Annotated in this window: 15 protein-coding genes and 1 tRNA gene; 7 read left to right on the top strand and 9 right to left on the bottom strand. The window is 57.3% G+C overall.

Features of this window, described 5'->3' with window-relative positions; genetic code table 11:
* Positions 1-288: 288 nt before the first annotated feature.
* Entirely contained in the window at positions 289-678 is a 390-nt protein-coding gene (locus tag MUN82_RS19135; protein WP_245092981.1) for a T9SS type A sorting domain-containing protein, read from the bottom strand.
* 175 nt (positions 679-853) lie between these two features.
* Here MUN82_RS19135 and MUN82_RS19130 point away from each other — a divergent pair, with 175 nt between their 5' ends.
* The 3 genes from MUN82_RS19130 (at position 854) to MUN82_RS19120 (ending at position 4034) form a co-directional block, all read left to right on the top strand.
* On the top strand, positions 854-1972 hold the full coding sequence (locus MUN82_RS19130) for an NAD(P)/FAD-dependent oxidoreductase (protein WP_245092979.1): 1119 nt from the start codon (positions 854-856) through the stop codon (positions 1970-1972).
* Between the two features lie 59 nt (positions 1973-2031).
* Positions 2032-3144, top strand: coding sequence for a type III polyketide synthase (locus MUN82_RS19125; RefSeq protein WP_245092977.1), 1113 nt, complete (start codon positions 2032-2034; stop codon positions 3142-3144).
* A 152-nt stretch (positions 3145-3296) separates the two neighbouring features.
* Complete coding sequence (locus MUN82_RS19120; protein WP_245092975.1) at positions 3297-4034, top strand: methyltransferase domain-containing protein; 738 nt, start codon at positions 3297-3299, stop codon at positions 4032-4034.
* A gap of 133 nt (positions 4035-4167) precedes the next feature.
* On the opposite strand, the gene MUN82_RS19115 is transcribed toward MUN82_RS19120, so the two are convergent.
* Positions 4168-5073 carry a histone deacetylase family protein gene (locus MUN82_RS19115; RefSeq protein WP_245092973.1) on the bottom strand — a complete coding sequence of 302 codons (906 nt, stop codon included), beginning with the start codon at positions 5071-5073 and terminating at the stop codon, positions 4168-4170.
* Positions 5074-5212: 139 nt separating this feature from the next.
* A tRNA-Val gene (locus MUN82_RS19110) sits at positions 5213-5287 on the bottom strand.
* 212 nt (positions 5288-5499) lie between these two features.
* Here MUN82_RS19110 and MUN82_RS19105 point away from each other — a divergent pair.
* Together MUN82_RS19105 and MUN82_RS19100 are read left to right on the top strand one after the other, a co-directional pair.
* Positions 5500-6189: a porin family protein gene (locus tag MUN82_RS19105; RefSeq protein WP_245092971.1), complete on the top strand. Its 690-nt coding sequence runs from the start codon at positions 5500-5502 to the stop codon at positions 6187-6189.
* Between the two features lie 76 nt (positions 6190-6265).
* A complete protein-coding gene (locus MUN82_RS19100) occupies positions 6266-6778 on the top strand; it encodes a DUF6992 family protein (protein ID WP_245092969.1) in 513 nt (170 codons plus the stop codon).
* A 65-nt stretch (positions 6779-6843) separates the two neighbouring features.
* Here MUN82_RS19100 and MUN82_RS19095 read toward each other — a convergent pair whose 3' ends face one another.
* From MUN82_RS19095 to MUN82_RS19070, 6 genes are all read right to left on the bottom strand, one after another.
* Complete coding sequence (locus MUN82_RS19095) at positions 6844-7410, bottom strand: type 1 glutamine amidotransferase domain-containing protein (protein WP_245092967.1); 567 nt, start codon at positions 7408-7410, stop codon at positions 6844-6846.
* 143 nt (positions 7411-7553) lie between these two features.
* Positions 7554-8075, bottom strand: a complete 522-nt coding sequence (locus MUN82_RS19090) for an acyl-CoA thioesterase (RefSeq protein ID WP_245092966.1) — start codon at positions 8073-8075, stop codon at positions 7554-7556.
* 62 nt (positions 8076-8137) lie between these two features.
* Positions 8138-8683 carry a methylated-DNA--[protein]-cysteine S-methyltransferase gene (locus tag MUN82_RS19085; protein WP_245092964.1) on the bottom strand — a complete coding sequence of 182 codons (546 nt, stop codon included), beginning with the start codon at positions 8681-8683 and terminating at the stop codon, positions 8138-8140.
* A 141-nt stretch (positions 8684-8824) separates the two neighbouring features.
* Positions 8825-9322 (bottom strand): phospholipase D-like domain-containing protein, encoded by a 498-nt coding sequence (locus MUN82_RS19080; RefSeq protein ID WP_245092962.1) that lies wholly within the window; start codon positions 9320-9322, stop codon positions 8825-8827.
* A 21-nt stretch (positions 9323-9343) separates the two neighbouring features.
* Entirely contained in the window at positions 9344-10552 is a 1209-nt protein-coding gene (locus tag MUN82_RS19075) for a glycoside hydrolase family protein (protein ID WP_245092960.1), read from the bottom strand.
* A 176-nt stretch (positions 10553-10728) separates the two neighbouring features.
* Positions 10729-11679, bottom strand: coding sequence for a cation diffusion facilitator family transporter (locus MUN82_RS19070; protein ID WP_245092958.1), 951 nt, complete (start codon positions 11677-11679; stop codon positions 10729-10731).
* Positions 11680-11981: 302 nt separating this feature from the next.
* Here MUN82_RS19070 and MUN82_RS19065 point away from each other — a divergent pair, with 302 nt between their 5' ends.
* Positions 11982-13343, top strand: coding sequence for an APC family permease (locus tag MUN82_RS19065; RefSeq protein ID WP_245092956.1), 1362 nt, complete (start codon positions 11982-11984; stop codon positions 13341-13343).
* A 170-nt stretch (positions 13344-13513) separates the two neighbouring features.
* Positions 13514-14053: a hypothetical protein gene (locus MUN82_RS19060; RefSeq protein WP_245092954.1), complete on the top strand. Its 540-nt coding sequence runs from the start codon at positions 13514-13516 to the stop codon at positions 14051-14053.
* Positions 14054-14102 lie beyond the last annotated feature (49 nt).

The following is a 14102-nucleotide window of genomic DNA, read 5'->3' as shown; positions in this document are numbered from 1 at the left end:
TTTCGGGGTTGAAGTAACAGAAAGCTGTTTACCTTACAGCACCACCCAAATGCTAGTGGTATTTGGTTTCTTTTCCTTTAAACTCCCTTTTTTATGTCTTGGTTAATCTTCCTGGGTTTGATTGTCGCAACTGCCGTACTCGCCCTTAGCACCGTGAATAATCTGAAAGAAATGATGCAGCCGGAAACTGTACCGGCCCGTTAGTAATCTTTCAGACTCTGAGAAAGAAACGGGGGCTTCCTGCTTAGGAAGCCCCCGTTTCTTTCTTATACTTTATATAGTTCAGCACTAACGAATCACCAGCTTGCGCATCTCGCTTACGTTGTCGCCCTCTAGCTTGATGTAGTAAAGGCCGCTGGATATCTTGCTTAGGTCTAGTGTTTTGGTGGTTCGGTCGCTTAGCTCTGTAAGTAATTCACGGTAGACTACCGAGCCAATCACATTCAGCACCCGCAACTCTACGCGTCGGTTCTCAAACCCATTGATGGTGAGGTGCACGATGCCGGTGCTGGGGTTAGGATACACCAGCACTGATTTTTCATCTGCCGGAATAGGTTTGGCGAAACCTGCGCGCGGACTAGCTACTTGAGCCGCCGCGCAAGTGGGCAACGCACTGCCGATAAAGCTGGCGCTAGCCGTTAACGAGATGAAAAGAAAATAACGTAACCGTTTCATCATAGATGCGAAATAGAATGGACATACTATCAGCCAGTCTGCGGTTCTTAACGGCTGATACTATATTAGGTTTACAAAGGTAGGAAGACAATTTTGGCAATATTGCAAAAATATAATTTATCTACGAGAATAATCCCAATTAACGCTTCCTTTCCAACACGTTAGCCTACGAAAAAATTTGGATGTTCTCATAATCGGCGGCGGATTAGCGGGGCTGGCGGCGGCCCTCGACCTACGGCAGCGTGGCTACACGGTGCTACTAGTGGAGCGCAAGACCTATCCATTTCATAAGGTATGCGGGGAGTACGTTTCTAAGGAAGTAGTGCCGTATCTCCACCGTTTAGGAGCACCACCCGAGCCGTTAGGTCCTGCTGCTATTAGCCGGCTGCAAGTGAGTGCGCCAAACGGGACCCTCCTTTCGGCTCCGCTCCGGCTGGGTGGCTTTGGCGTGAGTCGGTACCGCCTCGACCACTACCTGGCCGAGTTGGCCCAGGCACGCGGCGTGGTGGTAGAGCAAGGCGCTACCGTAACCGCCGTGGCCTATGATGCCGCCACTGACCAGCACCATGTGACACTGGCCGATGGCCGGACGCTGACCGCCCGGCTGGTGCTGGGCACCTACGGTAAGCGCGCCAACCTGGACCGGCAGCTGCAACGGCCCTTCTTTCAGCAACGCTCGCCCTACCTGGGCGTGAAGTACCACCTGCGCCTCCCCGGCCACACCCGCGACCTGATTTCCTTGCACAACTTTGCCGATGGTTACGCAGGCTTTTCAGCCATTGAGGAAGACAAGCTGTGCTTCTGCTACCTCACTACCCGCCACAACCTGAAAACCTACGGCACTATTCCCGAGCTGGAAGCACAGGTACTTATGCGCAACCCGCACCTGCGCGCTATCCTGACCAATGCCGAGCAACTCTACCCACAGCCCGAGGTCATCAACGAAATTTCCTTTGCGCCAAAATCCTGCGTGGAAGACCATGTCCTTCTGTGCGGCGATGCTGCCGGTCTGATTACACCCTTGTGCGGCAACGGCATGGCCATGGCGCTGCACGGTGCCTGCCTAGCGGCTAAGCACGCGCACCAGTTTTTGCAGGGCCATAGCAGTAGGGTAGCGCTGGAAACAGCTTATGCCCGCAGCTGGCAGCAGCAGTTTGGTGCCCGCCTGCGGGTAGGGCGGCTGGTACAGCGGCTGTTTGGGCAGCCCCACCTCAGCAACTGGGTAGTGGGCGGGCTGCGCCACTGGCCCGGCGCAGTGCAGGCCTTGGTAGCCCGCACGCACGGCCAGCCTTTTTGACCTATTCTTCTTCTCTGTTGGTCCGTCGCAACCGCTACAAATTGCGTATACTACCCTCAATGACCAGCTACCTGTGTGCTATTGGCACGGCCAATCCTCCCCATCGCGTTCCTCAATCTCAGATTGCCCGTTTCATGGCCGATGCTTTGTCGTTTGACGAAGCCGAAACCCGCCGTCTGCGGGCGTTGTACCGGGCTTCTGGCATTGGACAGCGCTACTCCGTACTGCCGGATTATGCTGAAGAAAACGGCAACTTCACTTTTTTCCCTAATACTCCTCAGCTAGAGCCTTTTCCGAGGGTAGGGCCGCGCATGGAGCAGTACCGTGCCCATGCGTTGCCGCTGGCGGTAGCAGCGGTACAGTCCTGCCTGGCGCAGATGCAGGATGCGGCCCTACCCCACAGCATCACGCATCTGGTAACGGTGAGCTGCACCGGAATGTATGCACCGGGGCTGGATATTGAGCTGGTAGAGGCCCTCGGGCTGAGCCCGCACGTACAGCGCACGTGCGTCAACTTTATGGGGTGCTACGCTGCATTCAATGGCTTAAAGCTGGCCGACGCCTTTTGCCGGGCCGATTCGCAGGCCCGTGTACTAGTCGTATGCGCCGAACTATGCACCCTACACTTTCAGAAGCGCCGCGACGATGACGATTTGATATCCAATGCGTTGTTTGGCGATGGCGCGGCGGCAGCCCTGGTGCAGGCCCAGCCGGCTTCCCACGGCCCTAGCCTCGCGCTGCAAGCTTTTCACTGCGACTTAGTGCCCGATGGCCGTGCTGATATGGCATGGCACATCAACGACTTCGGCTTTGAGATGACGCTCTCCTCCTACGTGCCGGGCCTAATCAAGCAAGGCATCCAGCACTTGGCCGATGGGCTACTGGCTCGCCTGCCAGTCCGGCTCAGCGACATCAAGCTGTTTGCGATTCATCCAGGCGGACGGCGTATTCTGGAAGCCATCGAGCAAGCCCTGGGCCTCACGCACCACGACAACCGCTTTGCCTACCAAGTACTGCGCGACTACGGTAATATGTCGTCGGCGACGGTACTGTTTGTGCTGGCCGAGCTACTGCGTACCCTCACGCCGGATCAGGATGGCGCTCCAGCCCTCAGTTTCGCCTTCGGCCCAGGGCTTACGCTAGAAGCGCTGTTGATGGAGGTGAAGTGGTGAAAAAACCGTGTGTCATCCTGAGCAGCGCGAAGGACCTCCTCACGCGTGAACGAAATCGTTTGATAGTGACGCACACGTGAGAAGGTCCTTCGCGCTGCTCAGGATGACATCCATATTTATTATTCATCACTAATCATCTCATTATCCACCCCATGCCCGATTTAAGCCGACGGTCTACGCAGGCGGAGCTGATGGATGATTTGACGCTGGCTTCCGATGCGTTGCGGCAGAACCTAGATGAGTTGGAAACCATTAATACGTGGTTGGGTGGCTACCGCCCGGTGCTGATGGCGCTAGCAGCCTTGCGTCCGCACTGGCCGATCAACCAGCTGCTCCGCCTGGCCGACCTCGGCAGCGGCGGCGGCGACACGCTCCGGCACATTGCCCGCTGGGCACGGCGGCAAGCCCTACCCGTTGCGCTGACGGGCATCGATGCCAATGCCTTTATGTTGCAGTACGCTGCCGATAAGGCCCATGCCTACCCCGAAATCAGCTTTCAGCAGCAGGATATCTTTTCGGAAGCATTTCATCGGCAACCATTTGATGTACTTACATGCAGCCTGTTCTGCCACCATTTCACCGATGCGGAGCTGGTGCCGCTATTGCGTCAGTGGCATCATCAGGCCCGCGTAGCTGTGGTTATCAACGATTTGCATCGCCACCCTATCGCCTACCATAGTATCCGCTGGCTTACGCGCCTGCTGGGTGGCTCCTACCTCGTACAGCACGATGCGCCGTTATCCGTCGCCCGCGCCTTCACTCGCCAAGACTGGCAACGCCTGCTGGCAGCAGCCGGCATTCAGCATTACTCTCTCCGCTGGTGCTGGGCCTTCCGCTGGCAAGTGGTGCTGTATAGTGAAATGGTAAACGAAAAACGTGTGTCATCCTGAGCGGCGCGAAGGACCTTCTCACATTGGAATGAGTCGCCAATACGATGGTCGTTCACGCGTGATAAGGTCCTTCGCTGCGCTCAGGATGACACACGTATTTTTACTCAGCACTTCACTTCACAAGCTCACAACTTCACCATATCTCCGCGGCGGTGCGGAAGGTATTAACGTGGGCATCGAGAATATCGGCTAGGCGGGGGGAGTAGCCGCCGCCCATGCACACCACCACGGGTAGGCGGTGCTGGTGGCAGAGGCGCAGCACTAGCTGGTCGCGCTGGCGACAGCCTTCGCGGGTGAGGCTGAGGTAGCCCAGCTTATCGGTGGCCAGCACATCAACGCCCGCCTGGTAGAATACGAAGTCGGGCTGCACCTCGTCGAGCAGGCGGGGTAGGGTAGCGGCTAGCAGCCGGAGGTACTCCGTGTCGGTGGTGCCGTCGGGCAAGGGTAGGTCCAGGTCGGAGTGCTCTTTGCGACCAGGATAGTTGCGGGCACCGTGCATAGAGAACGTGAACACGCGCGGTTCTTGCTCGAAGATGCGCGCCGTACCGTTGCCCTGATGCACGTCTAGGTCCACAATCAGCACTTTCTGTATGCCTAGCTCCGGCTGCGCCAGCAGGTAGGCGGCACCGGCTGCCTGGTCATTGAGCAGGCAGAAGCCCTCGCCCCTATCGGCAAAAGCGTGGTGGGTACCACCGGCAATGTTGAGGGCTACCCCCGTTTGCAACGCCCGGCGGGCGGCTTCCAATGTGCCTTCTAGGATAGTTACTTCCCGCATTATCAGCTGTGAACTCCATGGAAAACCGGTGGCCCTTTCTTCCTGCCGCGTCAGCTGGCCTGTGGTAAGGCGGTAGTAGTAGTCGGCTGTGTGCACGCGCAGGATATCTGCGGCGGCCGCTGGTGCGGGCGCAAATAAGTCGGCCTCGGTGATGATGCCCTCACGTAGCAGCTGCGCGGGCAGCAGCTCGTACTTGAGCATGGGAAACCGATGGTTTTGGGGTAGCGGGTGGGCATAGCAGGGCGCCCAGGCAACAGGCAGCATAGGGTAGACGTGAGCGGCCGATCAACAAAGAAGCCCGGCCGGTAGGTCGGGCTTTTTGGGTGACTCAGGTACTGCATCGTTGGCGAAACCGTCGGCGGATTCTCAATCGGCCTCACTCACGATGTGTTGCGGACTTACGTGAGGCGTACTGGGCTCGAACCAGTGACCTCTACCCTGTCAAGGTAGCGCTCTGAACCAACTGAGCTAACGCCCCGCAAGCCCGATGGCGGCGGCCGGTATAAGCAGCTAATATACGACGACGCGCCGTAGCAACAAGCTTTTCTACTACTATTTTTCATAAACAACCACCGCGCCTACGCAACTTTCTGCCCACGGCGAAGTATAGCCGCTTACAGATGTTGCCGTGGCGACGCCCGGTTAGTGGTCTGTTTCCCACCCTTTAGCCTCACAGATTTTCTGCTGATTATGAAAAAACTTACGCTTCTTCTGGCTGTTTTCGCAGCTTCTTTCTCGCTAGCCCAGGCGCAGGTACGGCCTGGCGGCGCCATGTCCTCTACTGACTACGCCCGTTCCAGCTCCGACTCGCGCAATAACGGTTTTGGGGTGAAAGGTGGCTTCAACCTTACCAATGTGCACGGCGATGATAAAGGCGGTATTCCCGGCCGTGAGAACCTGAATACCTTTCATGCCGGGGTATACGCGCAGTTCGGCCTCAATAGCAAAGTAGCCATCCAGCCCGAGTTGCTGTACTCGCGCCAGGGCTACCGCTACAACCAAACCCAAGGTAGCTCTACAGAACAGCGCGTCAATCGCCTCGACTACCTGAAGCTGCCCGTACTGCTCACGTATAATTTTCTCGATAACGTGAGCATACACGTGGGGCCGCAGGTTGCCCTGCTCACCAATGTAAAAAATGCTGGTGTCGACCAGAGCGTCAGCGACTATGGCTACCACTCCCTTGACTATGGCGTAGTAGGTGGCGTAGAGTTTCGCGTTGGTCCTGCACGCGTAGGTGGTCGCTACGATTTGGGCCTAGCCAAAATCCGCAAGGATGGTTATGCTACTACTGGGGCCGCTGGGCAGGTGAATGTGCCAAGCGGCGAAGTGCGTAACCAGGCCTTCCAGGTATATGTAGGTTTGGGTATAGCTAACTAGTTGCAGCCCCTACCTCAACAAAAAAGGAAGACGCCGGGCGTCTTCCTTTTTTGTTGAGGTAGTAATCCCTTTTTGTATGGCTTCTACCCTACTTCTAGCTACGGCCGCCCTACCCGCTATCAACCAAGCCCGCGAGCTATTGGCCGAGCGGGCCATGGGCGTGCTCGGCGGTTGGGCATTACTGAACTTGCTGGTGAGCGGTTACTTTGTGGCCCGCACCGATGCGCGCACCGTCCTTCATCACTTCCACCTGATGAACGTGGGCTGGAACGTGGTGAACCTGTTGCTGGCGGTGGTAGGGCTGCTGCGTGCCACTCCATATGGTGTGGCTGACCTTACGCTGGCCGAGAGTCTTACAGCGCAGTTCAACTTCGAGAAGCTGCTGGTGCTTAACCTGGGCCTCGATGTGGCCTACCTCTGCATTGGTAGTTGGCTACAAGCCCGCGCCGCCACCGACTCAAAACCGGTTCGGCTGCTAGGCTTCGGCCGGTCGTTGTGGCTGCAAGGCGGTTTCTTGCTGCTGTTTGATAGCGGGTTTTATCTGATCTACCACCGTTTTGCGGAGCAACTGCTGCAACTGGTGAGTTAACCGCACACAAAAAGGCCCCAGCTGCTGAGCAGCTGGGGCCTTTGTACTTATTAGAAGTTAGGAGATTAGGCTTCTACCGTTTCACCTACCAATGCTTCTTTGATCTTCTTGTTGAAGTTCGGAATGTCGTCGGGGTTGCGGCTGGTGATGAGGTTGCCATCGACTACCACCGTTTCGTCGGACCAATGGGCACCGGCGTTTTTCAGGTCGGTTTTGATGCTGGGGTAGCTGGTCATGTGCTTGCCGCGTACGAGGCCGGTTTCAATCAGCGTCCAGGGACCGTGGCAGATAGCAGCTACGGTCTTGCCGGAGCGGACAAACTCGCCTACAAAGTCTACTACGCTTTGCTCTACGCGCAGTTTATCGGGGTTGATCTGGCCGCCGGGCAATACTAGAGCGTCATAATCGGCCACTTTTGCGTCGTCGATTACTTTATCTACATCTACCTTCTTGCCCCAGTCGGTCTTGTCCCAACCTTTAATGGAGCCGCTTTTCAGGGAGATGACGTCTACTTGGGCGCCTTCGTCTTCTAGATATTTCTTCGGTTCGGTTAGTTCTACTTCCTCGAAACCATCGGTAGCCAGAATTGCTACTTTCTTACCTTTCAATTTATCGCTGCCAAAAATACTCATGGTGTGTGGTGCGTTTTGGGTGGTGTATTAGAATGGGATAGCACGACTGTAAGCTGCGCTAGCTACCTATTCAACGCAACCTGTACCAAGGGGTTAAGCATAAAATTTTGCCCTAGTACTCCCAAAACGCTATGCTGCGCGCCTCACTCCTCGCCCTCGCGGCGCAGTTGCTTTAGCTCCTTGCGCAACCGACGCACGCGTTCATCAAAGCCATCGGGGTCGTAGTTCACATCTTCTACGTCTAGCTGCTCCAGCATGTCCATCAGGGAGTCAGAATGGTCGGTGCGCACGCCGCTGTCTACCTTCACAAAGGCCAGCTCCGACCACAACACAGCTTTCAGGCGTAGGCCGTCTTCGTGCAGCATCTGCATTTCTACCACCAAGTTGGAGTTGTCGAAGTGGATGAGTTGGGTGCGGATGCGCACTACCTCGCCGTGGCGCGCCGGCCGCAGGTAGCTGATGTGGTGCTTGGTAATCACCCAGCCAGCGTTTTGCTGTTGGGCCAGCTGACCCAGGTTGAGGGCGTAGTGCTGGGTGGTGTGGTCCTCGCGGGCATTCAGGAAATAATCGAGGTAACGGGCGTTGTTGAGATGGCCCAGCATGTCGCAATCCTGGAGGTAGACACGGTGGGTGCTTTCGGGCGTTTGGAGAAGGGCAGTTGACATAAAAGCAATGCGGGTATGCCGCAAGGTACGGCAGAAAGCCGTGGCGACCGGCTAAAAACAGCTCAAAACAACTCGCCTTGGCCGGTGGGCCGCTCGTGTTGCAGCAGCCATTTTTTGCGGTGCATTCCGCCGGCGTAGCCCGTTAGCTGGCCGCTGGCCCCAATAATGCGGTGGCAGGGCAGCACAACTCCCAGCGGATTTTGCCCATTGGCTGCGCCTACCGCTCGCACCGCGCCGGGGTTGCCCAGTTGCCGAGCCAAATCGAGGTAGGAAGCCGTACGGCCGTACCCAACCCCTAATAGTGCCGCCCACACTTTCCGCTGAAAGTCAGTACCTTTCTCGAAGTGATAGGTCAGGTTGAATTCCCGCAACTCGCCAACAAAGTAGGCTGTTAGCTGGCGGTGCGCTTCCCGTAGGCATTCGGGTACCTCTGCCACTGGGGTAGGCACTAAACCGTGCGGCTCGTCCAGAAACGTGACAGCGGCTAGGCCTGCATCAGAACCACGCAAGCTCAGTAAGCCTAGGGGTGTAGTAAGGTAGGCATCGGGCATGGCGGTGGAGTAGTGGGTAGTGAGCGATGAAGTGCTGCGTAAAAATACGTCTGTCATCCTGAGCGGAGCGAAGGACCTTATCGCGCTAGAACGAGTCGTTGGTACGTTAATCGTTCTGCCGTGAAAAGGTCCTTCGCTCCGCTCAGGATGACAGACGTATTTTTACGCAGCACTTCTCATATCACCATTTCACCTTCCCTACCCATCAAACCGTGCCATGCTGCTCCAGAGGCGCTCGAACTCGCGGGCGTAGGGGCGTATGATGGCGGGGTCGTCGGTAATGAGGAGGTTTTCCTGGTTGTAGTAGGCAGCCGAGCGCGTCCAGTTGTAGCTGCCCGTGAGTACCGACTGGTTGTCGGCCACGGCAAACTTGTGGTGCATGTGGTTCTCGGTGCGGTCGATGTGCACGTTGATGCCCGCCTTATGTAGCTGGCGAATATCGGAGCCCAGGTCGTCGAGTTTTTCGTTGTCGGTGAGGATGCGTACGTGTACGCCGCGCTGGTGGGCCTCCAGCAGGGCGGCCGTCAGCCGGTCGTCGGCAATGGTGAACACGCACACGTCTAGCGTTTCGGTGGATCGCCCGATAAAACGCTGAATGGCGCCTGCGCAATCATCCTGTGGGCTGAAGTGCACCTCGGCATGGGGCGTGCGGGCTGGCGGGGTAGAAAGCGGAACGGGAGTAATCGAGTGAGGCACTGCGAGTAGCAAATTCAGAGATTAAGAAAAAGAAAGCTCCGGCTTGGGCTGCCGCCGGGGTCGGGCCGCCGCCACGGTGGCCTGCGCCTGCCGCAGTGCCTCGGCCGAGGGCTGATCTAAGATACGCAATGGCGGGCCATCGGGGCGCAACTCGGCATCCCACAGGCCCGAGCGGTGCCAGTTGTCGAGGAAGTCCCAGTCGGGCCGGTCGATGATGGGGTAGCAGCACACGCCCCACAGCGGCACACCCGTTTGCAGGGCTTTGGCGCACTCCTGCCCTATGTACTGCCACCACTTGGGCCGGTCTACGCCGGGGTGGCTGGTTTCGGTGAGCACCACGGGGCGGTCGTAGCGGCGGTGGGCCATTTGCAGCAGCTTGTGCAGGGGCGTCCAGCGGGGGTTAGCTGGCGTATCGGCCCAACCAATGGTTTCGTGGGGCTCTAGCTGCCACTGGTTGTCGTAGTAGAAGTTGAAGCCCAGCATGTCGAGGTACTCCTCGCGGCCGCCCAGTTCGGGGCAGAGTCGCCCGGCCAGCATATCCACCGATTGAAACTGGTTGTTGGTAAACTCTGCGCAGCGTTGGCGCTCGGCCCTACCCGCTCCCAGGCGGGGCACCACGTTGATGAGCGGCTCAGTGGTCAGAATCCGAATGCTGGGGTCGGCTTCACGCAGAGCGGCTACACCTTCAATATAGGCGCGCATCAATCCGCGTTTCACTTCCCAACCCTGGCCTACGCAGTAAGGCGAGGTGCCGCGTACATCGCCCCCTAGCCACGACATAAAGCTCACCTCGTTAATGGGCGTTACAATCAGCTCGCCCTCGGGGCGCTGCTGGCGGTAGAAGTTCACAAAGGCCCGGCATAACGCCGAGAAGCGCCGCGCAAACATGGGGTGCAGGGGCGTGAGGTCGTCGGGGTAGCCAAAGTGGCACAGGTCCCAGATTTGCTGCACACCCAGGCGCTGGCCCACTTCCAGCATCGCTTGCACGGTGCTCCAGTCATAGTGGTAGGGCGTGGTTTCAATCTGGCTCCAGCGGATGCCTTCGCGCACCGTCTGGATCTTGAACTCGCGCTGAATATCCTGGTAATCCTGCTCTATCAACTGCAAGTGACCCGTGAGGGGTAGGAAATCGACGCGGTTGCCGAAGGCGTTCAGCTGATCAGTACACTCATAGCCGGCCATCCAAAATGAACGGAAAGGAGAGGCAGCGGTGTGGTCGTGGTGTGGCATAGGGTAGGGGTTTGGGAGTGAATGAGCTAGTGAGTTAAAAAAGCGTCTGTCATCCTGAGCTTGCGAAGGACCTTCTCACGCTGGAACGACTCGTCCTCACGTCCTTCTTTCCAGCGTGAGAAGGTCCTTCGCAAGCTCAGGATGACAGACACCTTTCTAAATCAATACTTTATCACTCATTGCGGCGAGCCGCTGATTTCGGTGGCACGGTGCTTTTGTCCGAGGGACTTGGCTTCGATGAAAATGCGCTTGAACTCGGGATATTTCTCCCGGATATCATCTTGTAAGTCGTCAATAGCCTGCTCCACTTCTATGGCGGTCAGGTCGCGGCGGAACTGTACGTCCAAGGCCAGGATAACGTCTTCGGGACCGAGGTAAGAGGTGAGTGGCGGCCGCACCTTATCCACGGCATCGTGTTGGTGAGCAATGTGTTGCAGATCGTTGAGCGTGTCGCGGTCTACGCCTTCGCCAATCAACAGGCCCTTGGTTTCACGAATCAGGAAGATGGCTACGCATACCAGCAGCAGCCCGATGCCGATGGAGGCTGCTCCGTCGAGGTAGGGGTTGTTGAGTGCGTGCCCGAAGTATACGCCCAGCAAAGCGATGACCAGACCGATGAGGGCGGCAAAGTCCTCCATCAAGATGGCAAACACCGAGGGGTCTTTGCTGCGGCGCAGCGAGGCGAACAGCCCAATGGTGCCCCGGCTCTTGTTGAACTCGCGCAGGGCAATCAGGAAAGACGCGCCCTCAAACAGAATGCCCAACGCCAGCACCACGTAGTTCCAGGTAGGGTCGGTGATGGGGGCCGGCTCTTTGATGTGGGCAATGCCTTCGTATATCGACATGCCGCCACCTACCGAAAACACCAGCACAGCTACAATCAACGACCAGAAATACAGCTCTTTGCTGCGCCCAAACGGAAATTCTATAGAGGCGGGCTTGGTACTTTGGTGCAGGCCGTAAAGTAATAAAAGGCCATTGCCACTGTCGACCAGCGAGTGAATTCCTTCTGACAACATAGCCGAGCTACCCGTGAAGTAAGTAGCTATAAACTTAGCAATAGCAATAGCGACATTGGCCCCGATGGCCCCGTAAATAACTAGTTTGGAGGAAGATTTTCCGGCCATAAAAGGAGGGTATAACTCCCCTCTACGGCGGGCTCCGAGTCAAGGTTAAGACTGCTCGGCCTATGTGCGCGCCGCATGGGAGTTGGTTTCAGCGTAAATATGCTTGATTTTGGGGTAGCACTACTGCATGACGCAAGGCCTGCCAAACCGGCTGGCCGTTGTGGGTTTTGAATATTGCACGGCGCTAACAGGCACACGACAGCTGCTATACATGCCCCCGAGAAACCCGCTACGGCTCAGCTAACAAACATTTCGGCGCGGCGCGACTTTCTACCCTCGTCACGCCTTCCTCTCCGCTGCCTATGGCTCACCTCGACTCTGCCTCTCCTACCCCCGCGCTGCGCCGCAACCTGGGGCTGCTGCAAGCCACTGCCCTCAACATGATAGACATGGTGGGCATCGGGCCCTTCGTAACGTTGCCACTAGTGATGGGCTTGATGGGACCGTACTTCTTGCTGGCGTGGCTGGTAGGCGCGGCCCTAGCCGTAGTCGACGGCTTAGTGTGGAGCGAATTGGGCGCAGCCTACCCCGCAGCGGGCGGCTCCTACCGCTTCCTAAAGCTGGCTTACGGTGAGCAGAAATGGGGTAGGCTGATGTCGTTTCTATATGTGTGGCAGACCCTGGTGCAGGCCCCGTTGGTGTTAGCATCGGGCGCCATCGGCTTTGCGCAGTACTTCGGCTACCTAGTGCCGCTCACCGAATGGTGGCAGCCCAAGATGGTATCGGGCGTGGTGGTCTTGCTACTCATCGCCTTGCTCTACCGCCGTATTGAGGAAATTGGCCGACTGGGCGTAATGCTCTGGCTGGGCGTGCTGGGCCTTATGGGCTGGTTGATTTTCGGGGGACTTACGCACGCCACGCACCCGGTTGCGTGGCTGCCGGTGGGCGGCGCTTCGGCCCTACCCGGCGTACTGCTTTCGGTGGCTATGGGGCAGTCGGCTATTAAAACCATCTACTCCTACCTTGGCTACTATAACGTGTGCCACCTGGGCGCCGAAGTGCGCGAGCCCGCTAAGCTGATTCCGCGTAGCATTTTCCTGAGCATCCTGGGTATTGCAGCGCTGTACCTGTTACTGAACTGGAGTGTGGGCACGGTGGTGCCATGGCAGGAAGCGGCTAAGTCAGAGTTTATTGTGAGCACGTTTGTAGAACGGCTCTACGGGGCCACGGCTGCCAAAGCCGCCACCGGACTAGTGCTGTGGGTGGCGTTTGCCTCGCTGTTTGCTGTGCTGCTCGGCTACTCGCGCATTCCGTACGCCGCCGCCGCCGATGGCGAGTTCCTACCCATCTTCGCCAAAACGCATCCCACCAAGCAGTTCCCCCACGTGTCGTTACTGATCTTAGGCGGGGTAGGGTTTGTGTTCAGCCTGTTGTTTCGACTGAGCGAGGTGATTTCGGCCATTCTGGCCATGCGCATCTTAGTGCAGTTTGTGGGGCAGGCCGTGGGGTTGGTACTACTCCGGCGTCGGCGCGGCACCGAAGGCCTACCCTTCAAAATGCCGCTCTACCCTGCGCCCGTAGTGCTAGCCATCAGTATCTGGCTGCTGATTTTTTGGAGCACCGGTCTGCAATTTATGGTGTCGGGGCTACTGGTTATTGCGGCTGGGGTAGTAGCCTTTCTACTCTGGAGCCGGCAGCAACGGCGGTGGCCGTTTATTGAGTAAGGGTGCCTATACTTGTGGGTTAGTTGAATCCAGTTGTCATCCGAACCATTTGTCATCCTGCGCTTGCGAAGGACCTTCTCACCACAGAACGAGTCATTGGTACGATGGCCGTTCAACTGGCAAGAGGTCCTTCGCAAGCGCAGGATGACAAATGGCTTTTACCCTCATTCATGAAGTTACTGTATACCCTCCTACTCTCCCTATTAAGCCTCACTACCTTCGCCCAAACCACTACCGACTTCGTTCCTTGGAGTGCCAAGCACCGCCTTACGGCTCAGGATTTTGGAGTAAAGCTGAAGAAAGAAACCATCGGCAAAGCAGAGTTTCAGTTGACTACTGAAACCCGTACTAACCTCTATACCAAGCAAAAGCGCACCATCGTGCGCAATCGCATGGTGCGCTCCAAGTCTAGCATCAACCCGGCGCACAACGTGGCCCAGCAGCTTCGCTTCCAGCAAACTCTGTTCGACATCACCGAAATCTACGCCCGCAAGCTGCGCCAGCTGATGCCCGCCACGCCCACGGATGCCCCTACCCCCACCTCCGCCAAAACTGACCCGGCCGCCCAGATGATAGCGGCCGCAGCCAAGCGCCGTCAGCAATACCGCCTCCAAACGGCCAACAGCACCATCGCTGCCAAGCAAGCGCAGTGGGCAAAGACCGTTCAGAAGGAATTGGCCGCATTGCAGCAGTTTGCCCTGCCGGAGTAATTTGATTTATCAGAACGTCATTCCGAGCTTGCCGAGAAATGACAATCTG

The organism is Hymenobacter aerilatus (genome assembly GCF_022921095.1).
In the GTDB taxonomy this organism is placed as follows: domain Bacteria; phylum Bacteroidota; class Bacteroidia; order Cytophagales; family Hymenobacteraceae; genus Hymenobacter; species Hymenobacter aerilatus.
The sequence above is the reverse complement of the archived record's forward strand: the minus strand, read 5'-3'. Positions and strand labels throughout refer to the sequence as shown.

Bases quoted from the DNA above. Each gene is read 5' to 3' on its own strand.
- MUN82_RS19135 (WP_245092981.1), bottom strand. From the start codon at position 678: ATGATGAAACGGTTACGTTATTTTCTTTTCATCTCGTTAACGGCTAGC.
- MUN82_RS19125 (WP_245092977.1), top strand. From the start codon at position 2,032: ATGACCAGCTACCTGTGTGCTATTGGCACGGCCAATCCTCCCCATCGC.
- MUN82_RS19120 (WP_245092975.1), top strand. From the start codon at position 3,297: ATGCCCGATTTAAGCCGACGGTCTACGCAGGCGGAGCTGATGGATGAT.
- MUN82_RS19115 (WP_245092973.1), bottom strand. From the start codon at position 5,073: ATGCTGCCTGTTGCCTGGGCGCCCTGCTATGCCCACCCGCTACCCCAA.
- MUN82_RS19105 (WP_245092971.1), top strand. From the start codon at position 5,500: ATGAAAAAACTTACGCTTCTTCTGGCTGTTTTCGCAGCTTCTTTCTCG.
- MUN82_RS19100 (WP_245092969.1), top strand. From the start codon at position 6,266: ATGGCTTCTACCCTACTTCTAGCTACGGCCGCCCTACCCGCTATCAAC.
- MUN82_RS19095 (WP_245092967.1), bottom strand. From the start codon at position 7,410: ATGAGTATTTTTGGCAGCGATAAATTGAAAGGTAAGAAAGTAGCAATT.
- MUN82_RS19090 (WP_245092966.1), bottom strand. From the start codon at position 8,075: ATGTCAACTGCCCTTCTCCAAACGCCCGAAAGCACCCACCGTGTCTAC.
- MUN82_RS19085 (WP_245092964.1), bottom strand. From the start codon at position 8,683: ATGACAGACGTATTTTTACGCAGCACTTCATCGCTCACTACCCACTAC.
- MUN82_RS19075 (WP_245092960.1), bottom strand. From the start codon at position 10,552: ATGCCACACCACGACCACACCGCTGCCTCTCCTTTCCGTTCATTTTGG.
- MUN82_RS19070 (WP_245092958.1), bottom strand. From the start codon at position 11,679: ATGGCCGGAAAATCTTCCTCCAAACTAGTTATTTACGGGGCCATCGGG.
- MUN82_RS19065 (WP_245092956.1), top strand. From the start codon at position 11,982: ATGGCTCACCTCGACTCTGCCTCTCCTACCCCCGCGCTGCGCCGCAAC.
- MUN82_RS19060 (WP_245092954.1), top strand. From the start codon at position 13,514: ATGAAGTTACTGTATACCCTCCTACTCTCCCTATTAAGCCTCACTACC.